Below are 21,869 nucleotides of genomic sequence, written 5' to 3'. Positions count from 1 at the left end.
TCCTTTCCCGGCGGCGGCGTTTCAGTATTTCGTATTCGGGAACAGGTCCGCGACGTTCGGGTCCGACTCCAAGAGGCGGTACTCGTCGCCCGCCCGTTCGGCCGCGCCCCGCCGGACGAGGTGGTCGAGGTGGGCGAACGCCTCGCCCGGTCCGTGGAGGATGTGGATGTCCTCCAGTTCGCCGAACAGGTCCGCGCTCACCGTCCACGGGTCCGCGCGCCCGCGTTCCCGGAGGACCGAGACGACTCGCTCCGTCCGGTCGCGGTGGTGTTCGAGGATGGTCCGCGCCCGCGCCGTCGGGTCGTCGATGGGGTCGCGGTGGCCGGGCCACGCCCGGTCGAGGTCGCGGTCTATCAGGCGGACCAGACTCTCGACGTACCGTTCGAGGGGCCCGTCCACGCTGAGGTCCGCCCCGCCGACGTTCGGGGTGTACTTCGGGAGGATGGCGTCGCCGACGAACGCCTCCGCCGCCCCGTCCGCCCCGGCGACGAACCCGACGAGTCCGGCCGCGTGGCCGGGCAGGTGGACGACTTCGAGTTCCCCGTCGCCCGCGGACACCCGGTCGCCGTCCGAGAGCGTCTCCACCTCGACGGCCTCGCCCCGCAGGTCGCCGTGGCGGTCCAGAAACTCGACCAACTCCGCTCGCTTCTCCGCCGGGATACCCCACTCCTCGAAGCGGCGGTCCCTGCGCCGCCGTTCCGCGTCGAGGGCGTCCCCGTCGCCGGCGATACGCGGCGCGTCCGCCTCGTGTGCGCGAACCGTCGCACCGCTCTCGGCGGCGAGTTCGCCCGCGAGGCCGGCGTGGTCGGCGTGCCAGTGGGTCAGGAGAATCTGGTCCACGTCGGCGACTTCGACGCCCGCCGCCGCGAGGCCGGCATGCAGGTCGTCGCGAACCGAATCGAGCGACGCCCCGGGATCCACGAGCGTCGTCCGGTCGCCGCGGAGGAGGTAGGCGTTGTTGCGCCCCTCGAAGACGGCGTTGCCGAGTCGGATGCGGTGGAGGTCCATGTCTCGCCGGACGAGAAGCGGGTCAATGAGGGTTTTCATCCCCTCGAATCGCCGCGGACCGTACCGTTTCAGGCCTCCGGGGCGAACGGGCCGATATGTCGGAGTATCAACCCGGCGAGTGCAACATCGGCGAGGCCGAGCAACGGCGACGCTACGCGCTGGGAGGCGTCGCGTCCGTCGCGACGCTCGTCCTCATCACGTGGGTGCTCGCCACCGACGGCCCGATGTGGGTGCTCGTTCTCTGCGCGCTTCCCCTGTTCGGCGCGGCAGAAGGGTTCTTTCAGGGGCAGTTCGAGTTCTGCCCCCGCTTCGCCTCGCTCGGCATCTACGACGTGAGCGAGGGGGGCGACGACCGCCGCGAGGTGTCGGTGGAGGAGGACCGCCGCGCGGACAGGCGACAGGCGCGGCGGATTCACGCCTACTCCGCGGTCACCGCGGTCGTCCTGACGGTGCTCCTCTACGTCGTCGCCTACCTCGTTCATATCGAATGACTGACCAGTAGGGCGCCGGTACATTCAAAGCAGGTGATTTCGTACCGGGTAGCGACGGGAATGGACGACTTCTACGATCTGCTGGAGGTTTCCGAAAATGCCTCCCACGACGACATAAAGGCGGCGTGGCGGGCGAAGGCCAGACGGTACCATCCGGACGTGAACGACGACGACCGCTCGACCGCGCAGTTCAAGACGCTCAAGAAGGCGTACGAGGTGCTCTCCGACGAGACGGAGCGCTCCGCGTACGACCGGATGGGACACGCGAACTACGTCTCGAAGCGACTCGACGGCCTCCCGACGGCGGGCATGACCCGCCCCTCGAACGCCGGCGGGAACCGCTGGCAGACCGCCTCTCGGTCGGGCGGTTCGACGGGCGGCGGTCGGTCCTCGTCGGCGTCGGGCCGCGGCACCTCCGCGTCGTCGTCGCCTTCGTCGACCGCCTCGGGGTCGTCGCGTTCTTCGAGTTCCTCCACCCGGTCTTCGTCGTCCACTTCCACTCGCTCTTCGTCGTCCACTCGGTCCTCCAGGTCGTCCGCTTCCACCCGGTCCGCGACGTCGTCCGCGGGGTCGACGCGGTCCTCGTCGTCCGCGTCGTCCTCGACGGGAACGCGGAGTTCTCGGTCGTCGCGCGGTCGGTCGCGGCGATCCTCCGACCGGTCCTCCGGGGACCGAGCGTCGCGTTCCCGGACTCGGTCGCGGAGTCGAACCGACCGCGGCGCGGACGGGTCAACGTCGGACTCGGCATCGGCCTCCGAGTCCGACGCGGCGGCGACCGACGAGGGTTCGACGCGGAGTCCGCTCTGGTACGCGTGGACCGCGGTGTTCCTCGCGGGCGTCGGGTACGTCGCCGGTCTGGCCGTCTACCTGCGGTCGAACCTCGATGCGCTCTCCGTTCTCGCGTCGGCGGCGACGGCGGACCCGACGGCCGCGTTGTCGGCGAGTCACGGGTTGACGCCGCCGGGGGCGTTCGTCCTCGGAACCGTCGCCGCGCCGCCCTCGGTGGGGCTGGCGTTCCCGGCGGGCGCGGCCCTCCTCGCACTCGTCTTCGTCGGGACGGTGGCGAAGTTCGGCCGCGGGACGGCGTACCTCTACCTCGTCGGCGCGTTCGCCCCCCTCGGGGCGTTCTCGTTCGGGACGGCGGTGGCCGTGGAACCGTCGGGCGCGACGCTCGCACTCCTCGTCGTCCTCCCCCTCGCGGCGACGCTCGTCTTCCTCGGCGACGTGGGTTGGTTCCTGCTCTCGGACCGCTGACCCCGCCGAACGGGGACGGAACTTTTGTCAGTTCGCCGCGAATACGGGCGCATGAGCCTCGAACCGGGCGCGGTCAGACGATTCGATTTGCGAGGGGTCAACGCGTACCTCGTGGACGACCACGGGGTGTTGACGCTGGTGGACGCCGGCACGCCGTTGGACGGCGACCGGATGCGCGCGATGCTGGACCGGGCGGGCCTCTCGCCGGGCGACATCGAACGCGTGCTTCTCACCCACTACGACGTGGACCACGTCGGCGCTCTCGGTTCTCTCGGGTTGGACGGGGAGACGCCGATATACGTCGCGGAACCGGACGCCGCCTACCTGCAGGGCGAAGTCGTCCCCCTCCTGACGAACGCCAAGGGCGTCATCCAGCGACTGACCGCGCCACTCGCGACGGTGCCGGAGAACGAGGTTCGACTCGTCGCCGACGGCGACTCCGTCGGCGAGTTCGACGTGTACCGCACGCCGGGACACACGCCCGGCCACGTCTGCTACCACCACGACGCCCACGAGGCGGCGTTCCTCGGCGACTTGGTCCAGGAGTCCGGCGGGGGCCTCGAACTGCTCCCCCGGTTCATGAACTACGACACCGACCAGAACGCCGAGAGCGTCCGGGAGTTCGCGGAACGCGTCCCCCCGTTCGAGGCGGCCTGCGTGGGACACGGCTATCCCCTCCCCCGCGACGGGTACGGGGCGCTCCGTCGCCTCGCGGACAGACTGGCGTAACGACCACGGGCGTTTTCGATTCGGTCGGCGTATCTGCGGAGCGACGCGAGATTGCCGACATCGGCCTCGCCGACGCGACGACGTTGCGTCTCGCATCGTCGGAACGCTCGGCGACGGGGGCCGTCGCTGACGATTTCGGCGGATAACGGCGGCGTTGAGGTCCGACCGCTCGGTACCTGACGCTCCTCGGATAGTTCGGCGAGAAGGAAGCGGGGTCCGCGCGAAAGCGGGGCCCCGGACTGACCAAGCCACTGCGAAGAGCACCAGTCTCGCAGTTCCTTACCTGACGCGCCCGGAGTACACCACGCGCGTCAGTATGGTCTTTGACGCATGTCGTCAAAAGTCCTTTGTTCCTGCCAATAACATCCAACTCGTCATCGAGTAGTGGACGGATGGTTGGTAATTGTGGCCGTTATCGGCACGGAACCGAAAATCCATTTAATCTTCATGGTCGTTACTGTGTTATTCACCGGGGAAAATCGACCGAAATCGCCGTTTCGAGAAGCGTGCGGGTGATTAACGTACGAGATACGGGTCGTTGCCGGCTTCGAACCGGCCGAGGTCGGCCTCGCGTCGGTAGTCGGTCGATTGGAGTTCGAGCAGTGACTCGACCAGTCGGTCGTGGTGTGTCTCGTCCCACTCGGCGGGGTCCTCGATGGGGTAGACGAGGAAGCCGCTTCCGCGAATTTCCTCGCCGTGTAGCGCCTCCATGTCTATCTCGGTCTTCCACGCCTGCGCCGTGTAGTTCTGCAGGACGTGCGCCGTCGCGCGGGCGCCGACGGGCAGGAGGACGTGCGCGGCTATCGCGCGGAGTTCGGCGTCGAAGAATCGCTCCATGTCGTCGTACTCCGCCTGCGTCGGCGTTCCGTCGGGGACGCACATGTGCAGATACGAGAAGAAGGACTTCCGAACGTCCGGTCTGTCGCCGGTCGAATCGAGGAGGCCCGCCTCCGCGAGTGCGACCTGCAGTCGCACCCCGGGTTCGTTGGTGAACGGGACGCCCGTGGCCTCTCCGCCGTGGACGCCGGGATGGTCGCCGACGACGTGGAAGTTCGCGTTCGCGTCTCCGTACCCCGGAACGAACCGGTCGCACGCCGGTCGCATGCCGAAGGGATTGCTCGTGCGGTCGGTTACGTTCTCCACGACGCAGAAGTAGCGACGGCGGCGTAATATGTCGTGTGATTCCACCCGGGCGTCGTCGAGCGAACTCCTCGCCGGGCGGTCACGAGACCCCCGACGCCTCAGAGTTCGACGCCGGAGGGGATGAGACTCTGGCCGCGGAGGAGGTTACCCTCCTTGTCGTACACGAGAAACGTCTGTTTCTCGTAGGAGACGAGGTGTTCGCCCTCGACGCTGATTTCGACTCGATAGCGTCCCTCGTCCGGGTCGGCGGTGTACTGGCCGTACTCCCGCGCCGCGCGGATGAACCGGAGGACGTCGTCGGCGTCTTCGTTCAGTTCGAGCACGAAATCCCCGGTGATTCTGTTCGTGACGCTCACGACGCCCGTCGCGTCGGGGTCGTCGATGCCGTCCTGGAGGCGGTAGGCCACGTCCGTCTCCTCGGCCTCCAAAAGCGACTCCTCGGTCCCGGTCAAGCGCTCTCGGAGCGACCCCTCCGGACCCCGGAAGTCGATCCGCACGAGAGGCTTTTCGGCGTCCCCATCCGTCTCAACCCAGTCGATGTTTTCGACGTCCAACTGGAAGTAATCACGCCTCATTCCGTTACTAGAAGTTGGGTGCCCACCGCGTATGAACGTAACGCCTATCCACGTATCTCGGCCGACGGTCGGCACGCGTTGCGGTCGATGACAGTCGGTAGGTTTTACCCCTTCGACGGTTCGCCTCGGGTATGGTCTGGGTACGCTCCGAACACGCCGGGGCACTCGCAGTGGTATCCGCGTGGTTGACGGCGTTCATCCCGTGGAACGTGACGTACTCGTCCGCCGTCTCCGGCGGGTCCGTCCTCTTCGTCCGATTCCCGTTCTTTCAGATACGGTACGCGTTCGGCGTCCCGTTCGCCGACGCGGTTCACGTCTCCGACCCCCTCTCGGCCATCGCGTTCCAGTCGGGACAGACGATAGCGGTCGCCTATCAGGCGTGGGCGGTCGGCGCGGCCGTCCTCGCGGCGGCCGTCGCGTTCGCCGCACTCTACTACGCCCGCGAGGGCGCCGTCGAGGCGGGGCCGGTCGACCCGGTTCGCCTCCTCGGCGGACTCCTCGGCCTGACGGGCGTCGTCCTCTCGGCCGCCACCGCCCTCCTGTGGACGCGGGGGTTCCCCGGCGTCCCGATTCCCCTCGGCGTCGTCTTCTGCTTCGTCTTCGCCGGCGTCCTCCTGTCGGTTGACCGAACGTAATCGTTCGCACGAATTTAGGTCACTCCGACCGAAACGACCGGTGACCTTCGGAAGGGGGACGCATGTCAGAACCGAACGACGCGAGGGGTGACGGCGGGGACGCGACGGAGAGCGGTGAGGACGCGCAGACGGCGCTTCGCCGCATGGAGGAGCGCGTTCGGACGCCCCTCGTCTCGCGGGCGGTGACGCTCATCACGAACGCGATGGTCGCCAGCGGCGACATCGCGCCCGTCCTCCGCATCGCGGCCGACGAGGCGCGGGACGGTCGCCGACTCCGCGAGGAGCGACGACAGGAGATGCTTACCTACCTCGTCGTCATCTACGTCTCGTTCCTCGTCTTCCTCGGCATCATCGCGGCGCTGACCGTCGCGTTCATCCCGGCGGTCGAAGCCGCGGGCAGTTCGCCCGCCCTCGGGAGCGGGGAGGTCGGCGGCGTCTCCACGGGCCTCTTCTCCGGCCTGCGGGCCGTCGATACGGAGGCGTACGAACTGCTGTTCTTCCACGTGGCGGCCGTACAGGGCGTCTGCTCCGGCCTCGTCGCTGGGCAACTCGGCGAGGGGAGCCTCTGCGACGGCGTCAAGCACGCGACCGTACTGCTCGCCGCCGCGTACCTGCTCTTCGCCTTCCTGTAGCGACCGCGGGTCGTCGCGCCTTTGTACGCCGACGGCGACCGGAGGGTATGGACGGCGAGGACGATGGACGCGGCCCGGACGACGGCGGCACGAACGCCGACGGCCCGACGGGTGCGGAGACGCCGCGCGAGACGTACGACCGAATCGCCGAGCACTTCGCATCGACCCGCGAGTACCCGTGGCCCGAGGTGTCGTCGTTCCTCGACGACCACGCCGCCGACTCGGCGCGGGGGTTAGACCTCGGGTGCGGCAACGGCCGCCACGCGGAGGCGATGGCCGAGGACGTCGCCGCCGTCGTCGGCTTCGACGCGAGTCGCGGGTTGCTCGACCAGGCCGCCGAACGGGCGGCGGAGCGAGGGTTCGACGTCGAACTCGTCCGAGGCGACGCCGCCGAACTTCCGTTCCGCGACGACGCGTTCGATATCGCCGTGTACGTGGCGACGCTCCACCACCTCCGGACGCGCGAGGACCGCGTGCGGAGCCTCTCGGAGTTGGCGCGCGTCCTCCGCCCCGAAGGGCGGGCGGTGGTCAGCGCTTGGTCCACCGAACACGACCGGTTCGAGGAGACGGAGGGGTTCGACACCACCGTCGATTGGACGCTCCCCGGCGGCGAACGCGTCCCGCGGTTCTACCACATCTACGCCCCCGACGAGTTCGAGTCCGACCTCGGCGAGAGCGACCTGCGCGTGCGCGAGGCGTTCGTCTCCAGTGGGAACTGTTACGCCGTCGTCTCGCCGGCGTAGCCCGCCGTCCGGCGGCGTTTCGCGGCTGGTCGCCTCGCTCGCACTCGTGCTTTGCGTTTAAGTCCGGGGAGAGGTAAGCGACAGACGATGAGCGAGACGGGCGACGCACGAGAGTACGAGGTTATCGTCGTCGGCGGCGGTCCCGCCGGACTGCAGACCGCGTTGTACACGACGCGATTGGGACACGATACGGCGGTCATCGACCGCGGCGGCGGCCGCGCGGCGATGATGCTCGACACCCACAACGTCGTCGGCGTCACCGAGGACGTCTCGGGCAACGAGTTCCTCCGGACGGGCCGCGAGCAGATTCAGTCCTACGGGGCGGACATCGTGACCGGTCTCGTGACCGACGTCGAACGCGGAGACGACGGTCGGTTCCGCGTCACCGCGAACGACGAGACGTACCTCGCGGACCGCGTCGTCCTCGCCGTCGGGTTCAACGACGTGCGCCCGGACCCGCCGCTTCCGCGCACCGGGAAGGGCCTGCACTACTGCCTGCACTGCGACGCGTACATGTTCATCGACCGGCCGGTGTACGTGATGGGCCACGGTGACAGCGCCGCGTTCGTCGCCATGATAATGCTCAACTTCACCGACGAGGTGGACATCCTGCTTCGCGGTGAGGAACCGCAGTGGAGGGAGGAGACGGACGAACGCCTCCGCGCGCACCCCATAGACGTCGTTGAGGCGGAGATTTCGGGCATGCGGAAGTCCGACGACGGGTGGTTGGAGGCGTTCGAGTTCGAAGACGGGTCCGTCCGCCACTACCGCGGCGGGTTCCCGATGTACGGGTCCGAGTACAACTCCGAACTCGCGGAGCAACTCGGCGCGGACCTGAACGACGACGGAACGGTGGTCGTGGACGACCACGGCCGAACGAGCGTCGACGGCGTGTTCGCCGTGGGCGACTTCACCCCCGGCCACAATCAGGTTCCGGTCGCCATGGGCGAGGGCGCGAAGGCGGGCATCGCCGTCCACATGGAACTCCGGGAGTTCCCCCGTTCACTCGACGACATCGAGGCGAACGGCCCCGTCTCGCCGGACGAACTCCCCGGACTCGGGCGTCGCGTCCGCGACGCCGCCGCGGAGTTCGAGGCGGCGCGCGCGCCGCCCATCGAATCGGACGCGGGCGCGGAACCGGCGGCGGACGACGACTAATCGCCTCCTCCGCCTGTCGAACCCGGTCGAACGGTCGGCCGAGCGGTTCGGCATCGACGCCGGACTCGGTCGACTCCGCCCCCGAGAGCCGTCGCCGCCGTTCGGTTCGTCGTCGCTCGCGTCGCTCGCATCGTTCGCGGCGGCGGGGCGTCGGTACGCGAGGCGCGTCGTCCCAGCCGTCGTCGCCGCGTTGCTGGCGGTGATGCTCGTCTGGAACGCCGTCGCCGTCGGGTTGGTCGACGCCCCCGGAACCGACGCGCGGTTGAGCCCGACGGACCACACGTGGACCATGTTCGCGCCGAACCCGCCGACGATAGACGGCTGGTACGCCGCGCCCGGGACGCTGGAATCCGGCGAGCGAGTGGACGCCTTCTACCGTTCGTCGCCGACGGGCGACGAACGGCCTGCCACGCTGGCGATGTATCCGAGCGCACGCTGGCGGAAGTACCTCGTCGGCGCGCGCAGCGCCGGAAGCGAGAACCTCCGGCGGGCGTTCGGCGACTTCCTCTGTCGGCGCTGGAACGGCAGTCACGCGGACGAACTGACTAACGTGACCGTCTACTACGTCGAACAGCCGACCCGGTTCGACGGCCCGGAACCCACGAGGCGCGTCGAACTCGCGCACCGAACCTGTCCGACCGGCGCGTGAGCCGCGGTCCGACTGCCGTCCGTCGGTGCGGGCCGTGTCAACTACCGTCGGACGACGAACGCGAAGAGTAACACCCTTATTGTGGCGTCGAAAAGAGGGAAGTGAGCGCTGGCGTCTCGACGTTCGAGACGGGTGCGCCGGTGTCTCCACCGAGTGTAACGAGGTGGAGGCTCGGCGCGAACGAACAGCGTGAGTGAGCGCCGGTGGTCTAGTGGTAGGACCTGAGCCTTCCAAGCTCATGGCCCGGGTTCAAATCCCGGCCGGCGCATTCTGCGAGGAACGAACGTGACGAGCGAATGCGTTACGACGGGATTCTGAACTAGCGAGCGAACGACAGTGAGCGAGCGAAGTTCGGATCCCGGCCGAGTTTTACAAGCCAGAGCGTCTCGTGTGTGGGACTCGTGCGCGGAATCAAGTCGCTCCGGCGGCGGGTTCGCGCGAATCGGGTCGTCGTCGTACTCGGGACCATCCGCCGGGAGATTCGCGAACAGAACATCCCGTTGCTCGCCGGGAGCTTCGCGTACCACGCTCTCGTGTCGCTTCTACCGCTCCTCTTTCTGCTGTTCGTCGTGACGGGGTTCGTCGTGGACGAACCGCTGGCCGTGTTCGTCGTCGAGAGTACCGAGCGATACTTGACGCCGGGCGAGACGCTCCTCGTCGCGGACGTCATCACCGACGACCAGAACCGCTTCCGCGCGTCGGCGTTGAGCGTCGGGGTGTTGCTGTGGAGCACGCTCAAGGTGTTCAGACGGCTCGATACGGCGTTCTCCGCGGTCTACGGGACGACGGGCGAGGACTCGCTGGTCGACCGAATTCGCGACGGAGCGGTGGCGTTCTTCGCGGTGACGTTCGCGGTGCTGGCGTTCTACGGTGCGACCGTCGGACTCGGAGACGTTCGCAGCTTCCCGGGGTTGGCGTTCCTCCGTTCGCTGGTGGTCGTCCTCGGAGCGACGGTGGCGTTCCTCCCCCTGTACCTCCTGTTTCCCGACGTGGACGTCTCCGTCGCCGAGGCGATTCCCGGGGCGGTGGTCGCGGGCGTCGGGTGGGCGTCCCTCCAGCGTATCTTCGCTCTCTACCTCGAACTGACGGGCGAGTACCGGACGTACGGCGTGTTCGGCGGGTTCATCCTCCTCGCTCTGTGGCTCTACCTCGCGGGACTGTTGCTGTTGGGCGGCGCCGTCGTCAACGCGGTCCTCGGGGGGCGAATCGGGACCGCCGAGGAGTGACCGACCGCCGAACGGCGGTTCAGTTCATCGGTTCGAGTGCGGCATCTTCGCTCCTCTCGGGCGACCGACAGGGGCGAGCGGAGCCTCCGACCGAGGCTCACGAACTGGCCGGCACGTCCGACCGTTCACCGGTTCCGAGAGCGACCGTCGAGTCGTCCCGCGAGTTCTCCCTGCGACGTGAAGGCGTTAGAACCGCCGTCAGTCATCGCCCGCCTCGGAGTCGTCGCCGTCGAGCGATTCCTCCCGCGCCGACACGGGGTCGGCTCCGACCGACTCGCCTATCGACGCCGTCGGCGTGAGTGCCTCACCGTGGACGAGTTCGGGGAGGACGATGCGAATCGCTTCGAGCATCAGGATGAACACGATGGGAAGGAGGAAGAAGCCGTACCAGCCGAACAGCACCGGGCCGAGAAGGTACGCGAACATCATCATCACCATGTCGAGTTGGCGGCCCGTGATGTACGGCTGAAGGAACGTCTGCGGGAGGATATCGAGGAGGAGGAAGTAGGCGACGAGCACGCCGGCGACGAACACCAGTTGGTTTCCGCCGAGGCGAATCGCCTGCAGACCGAGGTAGCCGACGACAGGGAGATAGATGACTTTCCCGACGACGATGGGAATCAGGCTGGCGACGCCGGTGAGGAACGCGAGCACGAAGACCATGGGGACGCTGAGTCCCGACGGCGCGAGGACGTTCGTCCCCCAGTAGGCGGCCGCCGCGATGATCGCCATGACGACGACGAAGAGGAAGTTACCGAAGAAGACGGATTCGAGGTCCTCGTCGACGGCCGAGGCGTACGCGTAGGCCGTGGTGTCCCCGCCGCCGAACAGTCGGCGGAGGGCGTCTGAGAGCTCCTCGTCGTTCTTCAGGAGGAAGTACGAGAGCGTCACCGCGAGCGCCAGCAGCAACAGCGTGCTGATGATGGCCGATACCACCTGCAGCCCCGTCTGAAGGACCTTCTGAAGCGTCTGCTGGGGGTTCGTGACGAGCTGCTGGGGATTTTGAAGAACCGACGCGAGCGTCCGGCGCTGTTCGCTCCCCAACGGTCCGATACCGAAGTACTGCTCGACGAGAGCGAGGGGGCCGGTGACACCGCCGAGCGACTGCTGAATCTGCTGGAACAGCTGAAACCCGGCGAAGGACACGAGTGCGAAGATCGGGAGAAGGACGACGAGGAGCGTCAGCGCGGCCGAGATACTGTCCGACCCGAGGGTCGACTTGAGCCGTTGGTAGATCGGACGGGTCGCGTAGTAGCCGAAGACGCCCAGTACGAACATCCCGACGAACGAGTAGGCGATGAACGCCGCCGCCGCCGCGAGTACGAGGATGAACACCCACCAGCCGATACGGGCCCGGTCGTCCGGCGGTTCAAATCCGACGATTGACATATCACTCTACGAGTAGCGCTCTCACGTCCGAAACAGTTGTGGCAGTGCGCCGGCCGGCCGGAGGACGCTCAGTGCAGGTCAGGGCGGGGGAAAATACCTTTTATGAGAATCTCCTCACCACGACGGAGAGGTTCGTCGCTCCGCGTTCCGGCCGTGACGCGTCAGGAGGACTCGAACTCGACTTCGAGTTCCGCCTCCGCGTCGGCGGCGACAGTGACCTTCAGTTTCGTCGCGTTCCGGGGCACCGAGACGGTGAAACTCCCCGTCTCGTCGGTGGTGCCGACCCGTTCGCCGTTCACCGCGACGGTGACGTCGGCGACGGGAGAGCCGTCTCGCGTGATCGAGAGGGTGGCGTTCTCCCCTCGTTCGACCGCGTCCGCGAACGAGGCGTTCAGTTCGGCCTTCGAGGAGGTGTTCTCGGCGGTGTTCCCCTCTTCGTACTCGTATTCAGCGGCGTTCCGGTCGTCCGAGTCGTCCACGCTGTCGATGCGGACGTCGGTACCGGATTCGGAGATAACCGGCTTGAGGATGTACTTCCCGCTCTTGCCCACCTCGACGATGGTGATGTCGAAGACGAAGTCGACGGACTCGCCGTCATCGACGGTGAACTGCTCGGTTATCTGGAGTTTCCCGCTCGGAAGCTTCACGTGCTGGGACGGTCCGTCTTTCAGCGTCGCGTTGACCTCCGACACGTAGACGAACACTTTGTCGTAGGACCCGTTCGAGACGTCGAACGACGCGAGTCTCGCCGCGTTGTCGCCCTGAAGTTCCGTCAGGTCGACCGTCCTGTTGTCGACGTCGTACGTCTTCCACCCCTCTCTCTCGTCGCGGCGGTCGTCCGCTTCGGACTCGGCAGTTCCGTTCTCGTCGTCCGCCGTCCCGTCGCTCGACCCCGAGTCCGTCTCGCTCCAGACCGGGTGCAGACCGATGCGCGTGATGGTGACGTTGACGTGTTCGAACTGCGAGATGGCGTTCTTCTCGTCGCTCACGTAGAAGTTGAGTCTCCCCTGCCGGTCGTTCGCCGAAGTTCCGGTGGTCGTCTCCGCCGTCGGTTCGGTTGTTCCGGCGTTCGCCGTCGACTCGTCCGTCGCCGGTGCGTCCGCGCCGCCTCCGAATCCGCCGACGCATCCGGCCAGAAGGACCATCGCGGCGAGTAGTATCGTTTCCGTAGCGCATCTTTACATTCTTATTTAGATGATGGTCTCGTCCGGCGGTAGACCCTTCGTCTTTGACGCCGAATTCACCCCAGTTCGGCTGAGTAGCCCCTCGCAGTCGTTTGGGAACGCGCCTCGCCGCGACGACACGCGCTCGTACTACTCCGCGTCGTCCCCGAGTTCTCCGTACCGGTGCGTAAGCGGCGTCGCGGTCAGGCCGTGCGCGAGAAGCGACCCGCCGACGAGCAAACTGCCCGCCGTCCACGCGATTTCCAGTTCGGTCTCGCGCACCGCGAGGAGGGAGTAGAATATCGCGGCCACGCCGATTGGTCCGAACCACCCGGCGAAGAGCGCGGCCCGGAGGTCGTCGATGGGGTCGACGTACCGTCGGAGGAGGAGAATCATCGGCAGGCGGCGGAACGCCAACACGCCGCCGACGAGTACCGCGCCGCGCCATCCGAGCGTCGCCCACCCCACCCACGGGATGGACATGCCGAAGAAGACGAAGACGGGGAGCGTGAACAGGCGGTTGAACACCTCCTCTACGCGTTGTTCTCTCGCCTCGTCGCGCGGGTTGGCCTGCCAGTTGTACGCCGCGCCGGCGACGAACACCGCGAGGATACCGTCGCTTCCGAGGAGCTTTACGAACCCGAGGACGGCGAAGGTCAGCGCGATGGTGACGGTGAGCACCGACGCCTTCTCGACGTACCGTCGTTCGCTGGTCCAGCGTTCGACGCGTCCGACGGCGCTCCCGATGAGCGCTCCGAGGACGACGGCGCCGCCCACCTCCCAGACCAGCGTCGAGACGACCCACTCGCTCAGCGCCGCCTCAACGGGGTATCTGAGTATGAGGAGCGGGAGAAAGACGAAGAGGTACGCCGCGCCGTCGTTGATGCCCGCCTCGCCCGAGAGGAAGTACCGGAGGCGTTCGGGGATGTTCTCCGCCGCGGTTCGGCCGACGACTATCGTGTTCGCGAGTACCGGGTCTGTCGGCGTGACCACCGCGCCGACGAGGAGCGCGGTCCACGGCGGGAGCGAGAGGGCCGCGTAGGCGACGAGGGAACTGGCGAGCCACATGAACGCCATCCCCGGTCCGAGGACGGCGGCCAACGCCCGCGCCCGGCGACGGTAGTACGACGGCGGAAGGCGCAACGCGATGCTCGTGACGGCGACTGCGATAGTCAGTCGGGCGACTTGTTCGAGGACCGCCCTCGGCGGTCCCAACGGCGTCAGGCGGAGGACGTCGAATCCGACCGGACCGAGGGCGACGCCGAAGACTACCGCGACTATCGGTTCCGACGGGAGGTAGGCGCTGGCGCGGAGTGCGCCGACGACGACGCTCAGGAACAGGACGAGTCCGCCGATCAGCGCCAACCCGAGGTTCAGCTTGCTCATGGGGGAGAGAGGCGACGGTCAGCGCCGAACGACGGGACGAGTCGGCGCGACGCGCCGCGAACCGCCGCCTCCATGTCGTCGGTCAGTCGTCGCCGTCGTCCTCGTCTCCGTCGGCGTCAGCGTCGTCCTCGTCTCCGCCGTCGCTCTTCTCGTCGAACCGTTCGACGAGGGCGTCGACGAGGTCCTCTTGGCTCTGGTTCGCTTTGATGTCGGCCTCCTTCGCCATCGACTGCAGTTCGCGGTAGGAGATGTTTTCGAGCAGTTCGCGGTACGTCTCGCGGCGAACTTCGTCCGGGTCCACCGATTTCGGACTCTGCCCTTCGGCCTCCGATTCGGCTTCGGCTTCGGCTTCGGCCGCTTCGGCCTCGGATTCGACCTCCGATTCCGTCTCCTCGTCCGTCTCGTCCGCGCGTTCGAGCGTGTCCTCGACGGTGCTCGCGGCCTCCGAGACGGCTTCCTGCACCTGTTCGCCGGCGTCATCGGCCCGTTCTTTCGCCTCCTCGCCGGCGTCTTCGGCCTCTTGTTTGACTTCTTCGCCTGCGTTTTCGACCTCTTCTTTGGCCTCTTCGCCCGCGTCCGTCGCCTCCTCGACGACGCTTTCGGCGCTCTCCGCCGTCTCGTCTACGGCCTCCGTCGCCGACTCTGCGGCGTCGCTCTCGGCGTTCCGAATCGACTCCTGCAGGTCGGCGAACGTGTTCTTGACCGACTCCTTGTCGCCGAGGGACTCCTGTATCGAGTCCGCGAGCGTCCGCTTGAGTTCGCCGGCGATTTCCGCCGGTCGCTTCCCCTGTTCGACGCCGTGACGGACCGTTTCGTCCACCGTCGCGCCGAGTCGCGCGCCGAGTTCGCGGCCCGCCCGAGAGCCGAACTTCCGGCCGACCTTCTTGCCCATCTTCTGGCTGTCTATCTGCGATTCGATTTCGTCGGCGATGACGCTCTTCAGCCCCGTGTCGCCGTCCGAGGTGTCGCTGCTCATGCGTTCGCCTCCTGCGGCGAGTCGTTCGCGCCGTCACCGCTTCCCAGCGACTGCGCGTCGCCGCCGACCCGTTCGAGCATCTCGCCGACGAGCACGTCGCCCGCGAGCTCTCCGAACAGAGCGCCGAGGACGCCGCCCAGCCACTCGCCGGCGCGCGCGCCGAGTCGTTCGCCGAGGCCGTCCTCCTCCGTGATGCCTTCCCACTTGGTGCCTTCGAGGGCTTCCTCGTAGTCGATGTCGCGGAGGAGTTCCGTCACGTCGATACGGTCGAGCATCGACCCGCTCATGCTTCGGCCTCTTGGTCCTCCTGTCCGGTCTCGGAGTAGTCCTCGCCCTCTTCGGACTCCCCCTCGTCGGACTCCGACTCCTCGCCTTCCGGCGTCTCCTCACCCTCTTGCTCGTCTGCGCCCTCCTCCTCGCCTTCGGACGCTTCCTGTTCGTCCTCGCCGACGTCCGTTCCGAACAACTGGTTGACGAGGCCGACGATGACCTGCGTCAGGATGTCCTGCAGGGGGAGCTCGTCGGTAACGTTCTTCGCCATGCTGCGAATCTTCTCGCCCATCTCCGGCGCTTCGGGGAGCATATCCTTCATCGACGGGAGCGCATCCGAGAGGCCGCTCGTGAGGTCACCGGGTTTGTTGAGCAATCCGGCGATGGCGGAGAGGAGGTTACCGACCAAGTTGCCCTCGCCCCGTTCTGCGGAGACGTCGAGCGTTAGCGTGTTGAGTTCGATGTCTAACCCGAGGAGGTTCAGGTGCAGTCCCTCGAGGTTGAACAGGAGAACCTCCGTTTCGTTCTCGTCGTCGTCCGCTCCTTCCTCGTCGCCTTCGTCCGCTCCTTCCTCTTCGTCGCCTTCCGCCTCGGAACCTTGCTCCTCGTCACCGTCGGAGGCTTGCTCTTCGTCGCTCTGTTCCTCCGTCTCCGCCTGTTCTTCGTTCCCTTCGGCGTCCGCGTTCTCTTGAGACGAATCGTCGGCGTCCGCTTGTTCTTCGCCGCCGTCGGTCACGAGACAGCGGTTGACGTTCGCGGTTCGGCGTCGCCGGTCGGCGTTCGACGAGTCAGAATTCATGTGCTTTACACAACACGACGGCACGGAGCAAGCCGGTTTAGCCTGTACTTGCAAGCCCGCGCTACGCGGGGCGGCGTGCGGCATCACCGCTCGGAACGGACCGGGAGGAGTGCGCGAGAAGGGGTCGTGTCCGGCGTACCGTCGCCTACGACGGCAGCAGCTCGATGCCGTCGATCGCGGATTCGACGACCCGCCGCCGGGCGTCGAACTCGATGAGTCCGAGGTGCGCGAGCTTCGGCAAGTGCGTGTGATAGAGCGAGAGCGAGACGTTGTCGAACGTCTCGTCGGGTATCTCCGCGTCGTCCGACTCCGCCTCCTCGCGGGCGACGGCCCGCGCGAGCGTCCGTAACTCGATCGGCGTCCCGGCATCGGCTATCTTTGATAGAGCGGTACGGCGTCGACTGTTGGCGAGAGCCTCGAAGAGGTCGTCACGGGAGACGTGACTGGTCTCCGCCAGCGAGTCGGGTGGTGAGGGGGGGATGTGGTTGCTCATCTATCTACTCGTGGTCAGTCACCGGTGACCGGTGCTGCTTGTCCGAATAATGACGAAGACGGCCAATAGCGTGTGGGGTTAATATGATAGGCTCCGCTCGCGGAGCCAACGCCGACTGAGACAATCAAATGGTATAATCTATGAATATACCGGGATGTTCGAAGCGGTTATCCGCGCGGAAGCGACGTGTGCACCCCTCGGAATGTCCGTATTCCTTCAACGGAGATTTATCACCCATCGGCGTATGAGATCGCCTATGAGCCTCGAGGATTCTCACTCCGACTCCCTCGCGGAGACGCTCGGCGTCTTCGACCGGCGGGAGTCGCCTCACGTTCCGCTCACGACGAGCGAAGTCTGCGAGGCGTTATCGTGTACCCGCCGGACGACGTACGACCGACTGAACCGACTCGCCGACCGGGGAGACGTCGAGACGAAGAAGGTCGGCGCGCGCGGGCGGGTCTGGTGGCGCGCACCGCAGTCCTCGGGGGAGGGGACGGCCGAGGCGACGGAGACGACGGAGACCGACCCGGAGGAGGGGTACGAACCGCTGTTGCTCGACGTTCTCGACGACGCGGACGTCGGCGTCTTCGTCCTGAACGGCGATTTCGACGTCGTCTGGGCCAGCGAGGGCGTCGAACGGTACTTCGGACTCGACTGCGAGACGGTCGTCGGGCGCGACAAGCGCCGACTCCTGGACGAGGAGGTTCTCGACGCCGTGGCGGACCCCGACTCGTTCGCCGAGACGGTGCTCTCGACGTACGAGGACAACACGTACGCCGAGGAGTTCGAGTGCCGGGTGACCGCCGGAGAGCGTCGCGCGGAGCGGTGGTTGGAGCATCGAAGCCGACCCATCGAGTCGGGACGGTTCGCGGGCGGACGGGTGGAAATCTACTACGACATCACCGACTCGAAGCGACTGGTCCGGCAGTTAGAGCACTCTCACGCGGCCATCGAACGGGAACTCGACGAGGCGTTCGAGCGAATCGACGACGCGGTGTTCGCTCTCGACAGGGATGGGCGGTTCGCCTACCTCAACCCGCGGGCCGAACGACTGTTCGAACGCGACGCCTCCGAGGTGATCGGCCGGCCCATCGACGAGGTGTTCCCCCAGAACGAACTATCGGAGGGGTGCGAGGCGATCCGTCGGGCGGCGAGGACGCAGTCGTCGGTGACGTTCGAAGAGTACTTCGAACCGCTGGAGCGGTGGATGGAAGGGCACGTCCACCCCTCGGAGACGGGCACCTCGGTGTACCTTCGGGACATCGACGAGCGAAAGCGGCGCGAACGCGAACTGGAACGCTACGAGACGATATTCGACACCATCGACGACGCCATCTGCGTCTTCGACGAGGACGGATGTCTCGTGGAGGCGAACGACGCCTTCGAGACGTTGACGGGGTACCCGCCGGAGGAGTTCGTCGGCGAGATGCCGACGAGGGTGATCGCCGAGGGGGCGTTAGAGAGCGCCCTTGAGTACTGCCGAGAGGCGTTCGAGGGGGGCCGAGAGGTGGTGAGCGTCGACGCCGAGGTGGTGACGAAGGCGGGCGAACGCGTCCCCATCGAGTCCCGAGTCACGCGGTACTACCCCTGCGAGAACTCCCACCGGTGGATAGCGGTCGTCCGAGACGTGACCGCGCAGAAGGAGCAGTTAGAGCGGTACGAACGCCAACGCGAGCGACTCACCGCCCTCAACAGCGTCAACGCCGTCGTCAGGGAGATTTCCGACGCGGTAATCAATCGCTCGACGCGCGAGGAGATAGAGCGCGCGGCCTGCGAATCGCTCGCGTCCTCGGAGTCGTACCTGTTCGCGTGGATCTCGGGCGTCGATCCGAGGCGGGGGAAACTCACCCCTCGCGTCGAAGTCGGGGTCGAGGGCTACGTCGACGAGATAGACCTCTCGGACGCCCGGTCGCTGAACACGTTAGAGGAGAGCGGTCCGGCCAGTCGGGCCGTGCGGACCGGCGAGATACAGGTCGTCAACGACGCCTTCACCGACGAGGACTTCGCACCGTGGCGTCACCTCGCGCACGAGTACGGCTATCGGTCGGTCGCGGCCGTCCCCATCGAGTACGAGGGGACGACGTACGGACTCATCGGGGTGTACGCCGACCGCGAGGACGCGTTCGAAGAGGAGGAACGGCGCGCGCTCGGTCCGGTGGGCGAAATCGTCGGTCACGCCATCGCGGCCAACGAGCGAAAACAGGCGCTCATGAGCGACGAAGCCGTCGAAGTCGAGTTCCGGGTTCGGAACCCGTTCGGCGAGTACGGCGAGACGCTCCCATCCGACGGCGTGTTCCGCATCGACCGGACCGTCCCCCTCGACGACGGGACGTATCTGGAGTACGGGGTCGCCAGCGCGGACGTCCTCGACGTGCTCGATTCGCTCGTGGACGAGGTGCCCCACTGGCAGTCGCTGACGACGTTCGAGCGCGACTCCTCGCCCGACCGGTTCGAGCTGTACCTCTCGGAACAGCCCATCCAGTCGGCCGTCGCCTCCCTCGGAGGGTACGTCGAGTCGGCCGAGATGGTGGACGGGGACTTCGAGTTGACCGTCCACCTCTCCGTTTCGACGGACGTCAGGCGCGTCATCGACATCGTCCGGGAGACGTACCCCGACGCCGAGTTGGTCGCCCGACGGATGGTGTCCGTCGAGGGCGCGTTCCGAGACCGCCTGCGACAGGACTTCACGGATACGCTGACGGAGCGACAGCGCAACGCCCTGGAGACGGCGTACTACTCCGGATTCTTCGAGTGGCCTCGGGAGAGCTCGGGCGAAGCGGTCGCCGAGTCGCTCGGCGTGAGCGCGCCGACGTTCCACCAACACCTCCGGAAGGCGGAGAAGACGCTGTTCCGACAGTTGCTCGCCGACCGGCCCGTGACGAGTCGGTGACGCGGCGACCGCGACTCCGAGACGCTTAAACGGCGAAATCGGGGCGGAAGAGGCCTGTATCCCTCGCCCCACCCGATTCTCGGCTGGCGAGACGCGGCTGACAAGTTGATAACGCCTCGGCCCGTAGAACGCTCGATGACATACAGCCTCGTGCCCCTGTTCCCGGGTATCCCCGGCGGACCGGAGATGCTCATAGTGCTCCTCATCGTCGTCCTGCTGTTCGGCGCGAACAAACTGCCGAAGCTCGCGCGTTCGACCGGACAGGCGATGGGCGAGTTCAAGCGCGGACGCGAAGACATCGAGACGGAACTCCGCGAAGCGACGGCGACGTCGGACGACGCCGAGAACGACGTGGAGACGGAGACGGAGAGCGAGACGGACGACACCGACCGCACCACCGCGGCCTGAACGACGCTCACACCGACAGCGACGCGGCATTCGTTTTTCTCTCGAACGCGGTATCCCCGCGAGCCGACGGCCTCGCGGGAGCGACGGACGAGGCGTCCGGACGGCGACGGGTACGTCGCGTCAGTCGCCCGGCGTCGGCGACGCCGCCTCCGCCTTCTCCAACCGGTAGTACGTCGCGACGAACACGCCCGTCGCCACGAGGATGAAGCCGGCGGCGGTGAGGAACGCCGCCGTCGTGGAGACGAAGTCCTTGATGGTGCCGACGAGAACCGGCCCCACCACCTGTCCCACCTTCCAGGAGGTGGAGCGAAGCGACATGCTCGACGCCACGGAGTCGAACTGCTCGCCCTCCTCGACGAACAGCGCCATGCTGGCGGGGAGGCGGATGCTGTCGGCGACGCCGAGGAGGCCGTACGCGCCGAACAGCGCGAAGAACGCGCCGCCGAGCCGTTGGGTGTCGCCGAACGCCGAGAACGTGATGGGCTCTACGACGCCCTCGAAGAACAGCGCGAGGGGGATGAGCGCCGTCCCGACGCCGTAGAGGAGTGCGCCGGCGGCGACGAACCGGTGTCTCCCGCCGAGGCGGTCGGTCAGATCGCCCATGTACCCCTGCGCGAGCGTCTTCGTCAGTTTTCCGCCGGCGAGGATCCAACCGATGGCGAAGGCGTTGATGCCGAACTCCACGCGGGCGAAGATGGGGAGGAAGATGATGACGGCCATCTTGCCGACGCTGAACGCCAGTCGGAAGAAGACGAGCGAGCGAATCATCGGCCGACCGAGCAGAGCGCGGAGCGTCTCGACGCCCGTCGCCTCCTCGGGGTCTTTCGTCCCGCCGGGGTTCGACCGGAGGTAGCGCCACACGAGGAGGAACGCGACGACGGTGACGGCGCTAAGGACGGCGTACGTCAGCGCGAAGTCGTATGCGTACAGCAGGTAACCGCCCACCACGTCGCCCGCGAGACTGGAGAACGCCGCCACCTGGTTGTACCCGCCCAGCCACCGACCGCTGGCGTCCTCCGGGCTGATCTCGCCGACGACCGTCGAACCGGTTATCCAGAGCATGCTCGCGCCGAGTCCCTGAAGCATCCGCACGAGGATGACGTGCGTCGAGTTCTGAACGAGGGTGAAGCCGAAGAAGACGAGGACGTTGAGGGCGAGGCCGGCGAGCAGATAGCGCTTGGCGTTGCCGGTGTCTATCTTCCGCCCGAGGGGGAGGACGATGAGCAGTTGGACGATGGCGAAGGCGGTGCCGAACAGTCCCTCGACGAACCCCGTCGTGTCGAACTGCTCGGCGTAGAGCGCCAGTGCGATGAGTATCGTCGAGTACGCCTGACTCCGCGCGAACGCCGTTCCCGCGAGTGCCGCGAACTCTCGGTCGCGGAAGAGCGCCACGGTTCCGCCGCCTCGCGAGCCCATCGTCGGTATTCGAATCGAAACGGGGTTGTTTGGTATAAATCACACCCTACGGGAAGGCTACGCGGTGTTTCGTCGCGAGAGACCGGTCGCTCGGGGCGGTAGTGTCGATGAGGTATGAGTGTGGACGACGGGTTTGCCCGGCGTTCCGGCACGGGTAGTCCCGGTTGCCTCCTCCACCCCGCGATCCTCCGAGCGACGCACGTTCGGCGGTCCGTTGCTCGCTTCCGCGCCTGGCGGGGTATCACCGATTAACCGCGTGCAGCCGACCCTGCGGTCGGCTTCCGCGGTCCGCTGTCCCCGAAGGACGAGGCTTCGACGTTGGCTCCCGGGGCCCGCGCCGGTCTGACCGGACGCCCCCGGTTTCGGTCCCCGCTAAAGGCCGAAATTGCGGGAAATGGGCAGGGCCTGGCTGCCCGACCTAGTCCACCTCTACCTA

22 protein-coding genes, 1 tRNA gene, 1 other RNA gene and 2 pseudogenes are annotated in these 21,869 nt (G+C 66.9%); 13 read left to right on the top strand and 13 right to left on the bottom strand.

All coding sequences use genetic code 11. From position 1 onward, the window contains the following. Nucleotides 1-21: 21 nt before the first annotated feature. Nucleotides 22-1,008, bottom strand: coding sequence for an MBL fold metallo-hydrolase (locus tag ACFQEV_RS14150; protein WP_379699875.1), 987 nt, complete (start codon nucleotides 1,006-1,008; stop codon nucleotides 22-24). Nucleotides 1,009-1,103: 95 nt separating this feature from the next. Between ACFQEV_RS14150 and ACFQEV_RS14145 the strand changes: the two genes are divergently transcribed. Continuing rightward, nucleotides 1,104-1,499, top strand: coding sequence for a hypothetical protein (locus tag ACFQEV_RS14145; RefSeq protein ID WP_379697239.1), 396 nt, complete (start codon nucleotides 1,104-1,106; stop codon nucleotides 1,497-1,499). A 60-nt stretch (nucleotides 1,500-1,559) separates the two neighbouring features. Beyond that, nucleotides 1,560-1,691 (top strand): annotated as a pseudogene (locus ACFQEV_RS14140) (DnaJ domain-containing protein); the annotation flags it as partial. A 77-nt stretch (nucleotides 1,692-1,768) separates the two neighbouring features. On the opposite strand, the gene ACFQEV_RS14135 reads toward ACFQEV_RS14140, so the two are convergent. Then, the gene (locus ACFQEV_RS14135; protein ID WP_379699972.1) at nucleotides 1,769-2,044 is read right to left on the bottom strand and encodes a hypothetical protein; all 276 of its coding nucleotides are present in this window, start codon (nucleotides 2,042-2,044) and stop codon (nucleotides 1,769-1,771) included. 277 nt (nucleotides 2,045-2,321) lie between these two features. Here ACFQEV_RS14135 and ACFQEV_RS14130 point away from each other — a divergent pair, with 277 nt between their 5' ends. Further along, entirely contained in the window at nucleotides 2,322-2,753 is a 432-nt protein-coding gene (locus ACFQEV_RS14130; RefSeq protein ID WP_379699970.1) for a hypothetical protein, read from the top strand. 51 nt (nucleotides 2,754-2,804) lie between these two features. Continuing rightward, nucleotides 2,805-3,482: an MBL fold metallo-hydrolase gene (locus ACFQEV_RS14125; protein ID WP_379697237.1), complete on the top strand. Its 678-nt coding sequence runs from the start codon at nucleotides 2,805-2,807 to the stop codon at nucleotides 3,480-3,482. 516 nt (nucleotides 3,483-3,998) lie between these two features. Here ACFQEV_RS14125 and ACFQEV_RS14120 read toward each other — a convergent pair. After that, entirely contained in the window at nucleotides 3,999-4,625 is a 627-nt protein-coding gene (locus ACFQEV_RS14120; protein ID WP_379697235.1) for a uracil-DNA glycosylase family protein, read from the bottom strand. 98 nt (nucleotides 4,626-4,723) lie between these two features. Then, complete coding sequence (locus tag ACFQEV_RS14115) at nucleotides 4,724-5,200, bottom strand: DUF5793 family protein (protein ID WP_379697233.1); 477 nt, start codon at nucleotides 5,198-5,200, stop codon at nucleotides 4,724-4,726. A gap of 131 nt (nucleotides 5,201-5,331) precedes the next feature. Between ACFQEV_RS14115 and ACFQEV_RS14110 the strand changes: the two genes are divergently transcribed. The 7 genes and pseudogenes from ACFQEV_RS14110 to ACFQEV_RS14080 all read left to right on the top strand — a co-directional run bounded on the left by ACFQEV_RS14110 (nucleotide 5,332) and on the right by ACFQEV_RS14080 (nucleotide 10,243). Continuing rightward, complete coding sequence (locus ACFQEV_RS14110; protein WP_379697231.1) at nucleotides 5,332-5,835, top strand: DUF7549 family protein; 504 nt, start codon at nucleotides 5,332-5,334, stop codon at nucleotides 5,833-5,835. A gap of 113 nt (nucleotides 5,836-5,948) precedes the next feature. Further along, nucleotides 5,949-6,467 (top strand): annotated as a pseudogene (locus tag ACFQEV_RS14105) (type II secretion system F family protein); the annotation flags it as partial. 47 nt (nucleotides 6,468-6,514) lie between these two features. Beyond that, the gene (locus ACFQEV_RS14100) at nucleotides 6,515-7,210 is read left to right on the top strand and encodes a class I SAM-dependent methyltransferase (RefSeq protein WP_379697228.1); all 696 of its coding nucleotides are present in this window, start codon (nucleotides 6,515-6,517) and stop codon (nucleotides 7,208-7,210) included. Between the two features lie 87 nt (nucleotides 7,211-7,297). Continuing rightward, the gene (locus ACFQEV_RS14095; protein ID WP_379697225.1) at nucleotides 7,298-8,368 is read left to right on the top strand and encodes an NAD(P)/FAD-dependent oxidoreductase; all 1,071 of its coding nucleotides are present in this window, start codon (nucleotides 7,298-7,300) and stop codon (nucleotides 8,366-8,368) included. 202 nt (nucleotides 8,369-8,570) lie between these two features. Continuing rightward, nucleotides 8,571-9,017 (top strand): hypothetical protein, encoded by a 447-nt coding sequence (locus tag ACFQEV_RS14090; protein ID WP_379697222.1) that lies wholly within the window; start codon nucleotides 8,571-8,573, stop codon nucleotides 9,015-9,017. A gap of 197 nt (nucleotides 9,018-9,214) precedes the next feature. Continuing rightward, nucleotides 9,215-9,285: transfer RNA gene (locus ACFQEV_RS14085), tRNA-Gly, on the top strand. Between the two features lie 133 nt (nucleotides 9,286-9,418). Continuing rightward, nucleotides 9,419-10,243, top strand: coding sequence for a YihY/virulence factor BrkB family protein (locus ACFQEV_RS14080; protein WP_379697219.1), 825 nt, complete (start codon nucleotides 9,419-9,421; stop codon nucleotides 10,241-10,243). 198 nt (nucleotides 10,244-10,441) lie between these two features. Here ACFQEV_RS14080 and ACFQEV_RS14075 read toward each other — a convergent pair whose 3' ends face one another. From ACFQEV_RS14075 to ACFQEV_RS14045, 7 genes are all read right to left on the bottom strand, one after another. Next, nucleotides 10,442-11,632 (bottom strand): AI-2E family transporter, encoded by a 1,191-nt coding sequence (locus tag ACFQEV_RS14075; protein WP_379697217.1) that lies wholly within the window; start codon nucleotides 11,630-11,632, stop codon nucleotides 10,442-10,444. A gap of 161 nt (nucleotides 11,633-11,793) precedes the next feature. After that, complete coding sequence (locus tag ACFQEV_RS14070; RefSeq protein WP_379697215.1) at nucleotides 11,794-12,777, bottom strand: DUF4382 domain-containing protein; 984 nt, start codon at nucleotides 12,775-12,777, stop codon at nucleotides 11,794-11,796. Nucleotides 12,778-12,945: 168 nt separating this feature from the next. After that, complete coding sequence (locus ACFQEV_RS14065) at nucleotides 12,946-14,181, bottom strand: cation:proton antiporter domain-containing protein (RefSeq protein WP_379697212.1); 1,236 nt, start codon at nucleotides 14,179-14,181, stop codon at nucleotides 12,946-12,948. 82 nt (nucleotides 14,182-14,263) lie between these two features. Further along, nucleotides 14,264-15,157: a hypothetical protein gene (locus ACFQEV_RS14060; protein ID WP_379697211.1), complete on the bottom strand. Its 894-nt coding sequence runs from the start codon at nucleotides 15,155-15,157 to the stop codon at nucleotides 14,264-14,266. Beyond that, on the bottom strand, nucleotides 15,154-15,444 hold the full coding sequence (locus tag ACFQEV_RS14055) for a hypothetical protein (RefSeq protein ID WP_379697208.1): 291 nt from the start codon (nucleotides 15,442-15,444) through the stop codon (nucleotides 15,154-15,156). The genes ACFQEV_RS14060 and ACFQEV_RS14055 overlap by 4 nt, the downstream gene beginning before the upstream one ends. Then, a complete protein-coding gene (locus ACFQEV_RS14050) occupies nucleotides 15,441-16,226 on the bottom strand; it encodes a hypothetical protein (RefSeq protein WP_379697206.1) in 786 nt (261 codons plus the stop codon). The genes ACFQEV_RS14055 and ACFQEV_RS14050 overlap by 4 nt, the downstream gene beginning before the upstream one ends. A 145-nt stretch (nucleotides 16,227-16,371) precedes the next feature. Next, entirely contained in the window at nucleotides 16,372-16,719 is a 348-nt protein-coding gene (locus ACFQEV_RS14045) for a DUF7344 domain-containing protein (RefSeq protein WP_379697203.1), read from the bottom strand. A 256-nt stretch (nucleotides 16,720-16,975) separates the two neighbouring features. Between ACFQEV_RS14045 and ACFQEV_RS14040 the strand changes: the two genes are divergently transcribed. Then, nucleotides 16,976-19,609 carry a PAS domain S-box protein gene (locus ACFQEV_RS14040; RefSeq protein ID WP_379697201.1) on the top strand — a complete coding sequence of 878 codons (2,634 nt, stop codon included), beginning with the start codon at nucleotides 16,976-16,978 and terminating at the stop codon, nucleotides 19,607-19,609. Between the two features lie 135 nt (nucleotides 19,610-19,744). Continuing rightward, nucleotides 19,745-20,017 carry a Sec-independent protein translocase subunit TatA/TatB gene (locus tag ACFQEV_RS14035; protein WP_379697199.1) on the top strand — a complete coding sequence of 91 codons (273 nt, stop codon included), beginning with the start codon at nucleotides 19,745-19,747 and terminating at the stop codon, nucleotides 20,015-20,017. A 120-nt stretch (nucleotides 20,018-20,137) separates the two neighbouring features. On the opposite strand, the gene ACFQEV_RS14030 is transcribed toward ACFQEV_RS14035, so the two are convergent. Beyond that, complete coding sequence (locus tag ACFQEV_RS14030) at nucleotides 20,138-21,433, bottom strand: MFS transporter (protein ID WP_379697196.1); 1,296 nt, start codon at nucleotides 21,431-21,433, stop codon at nucleotides 20,138-20,140. A gap of 118 nt (nucleotides 21,434-21,551) precedes the next feature. After that, nucleotides 21,552-21,862, bottom strand: an RNA gene (gene ffs / locus ACFQEV_RS14025) — signal recognition particle sRNA. Nucleotides 21,863-21,869: the final 7 nt, after the last annotated feature.

It is taken from the genome of Halopelagius fulvigenes (assembly GCF_042662625.1).
Lineage (GTDB): Archaea > Halobacteriota > Halobacteria > Halobacteriales > Haloferacaceae > Halopelagius > Halopelagius fulvigenes.
Note: the sequence above shows the minus strand (reverse complement) of the source record. Positions and strands in the feature narration are given on the sequence as shown.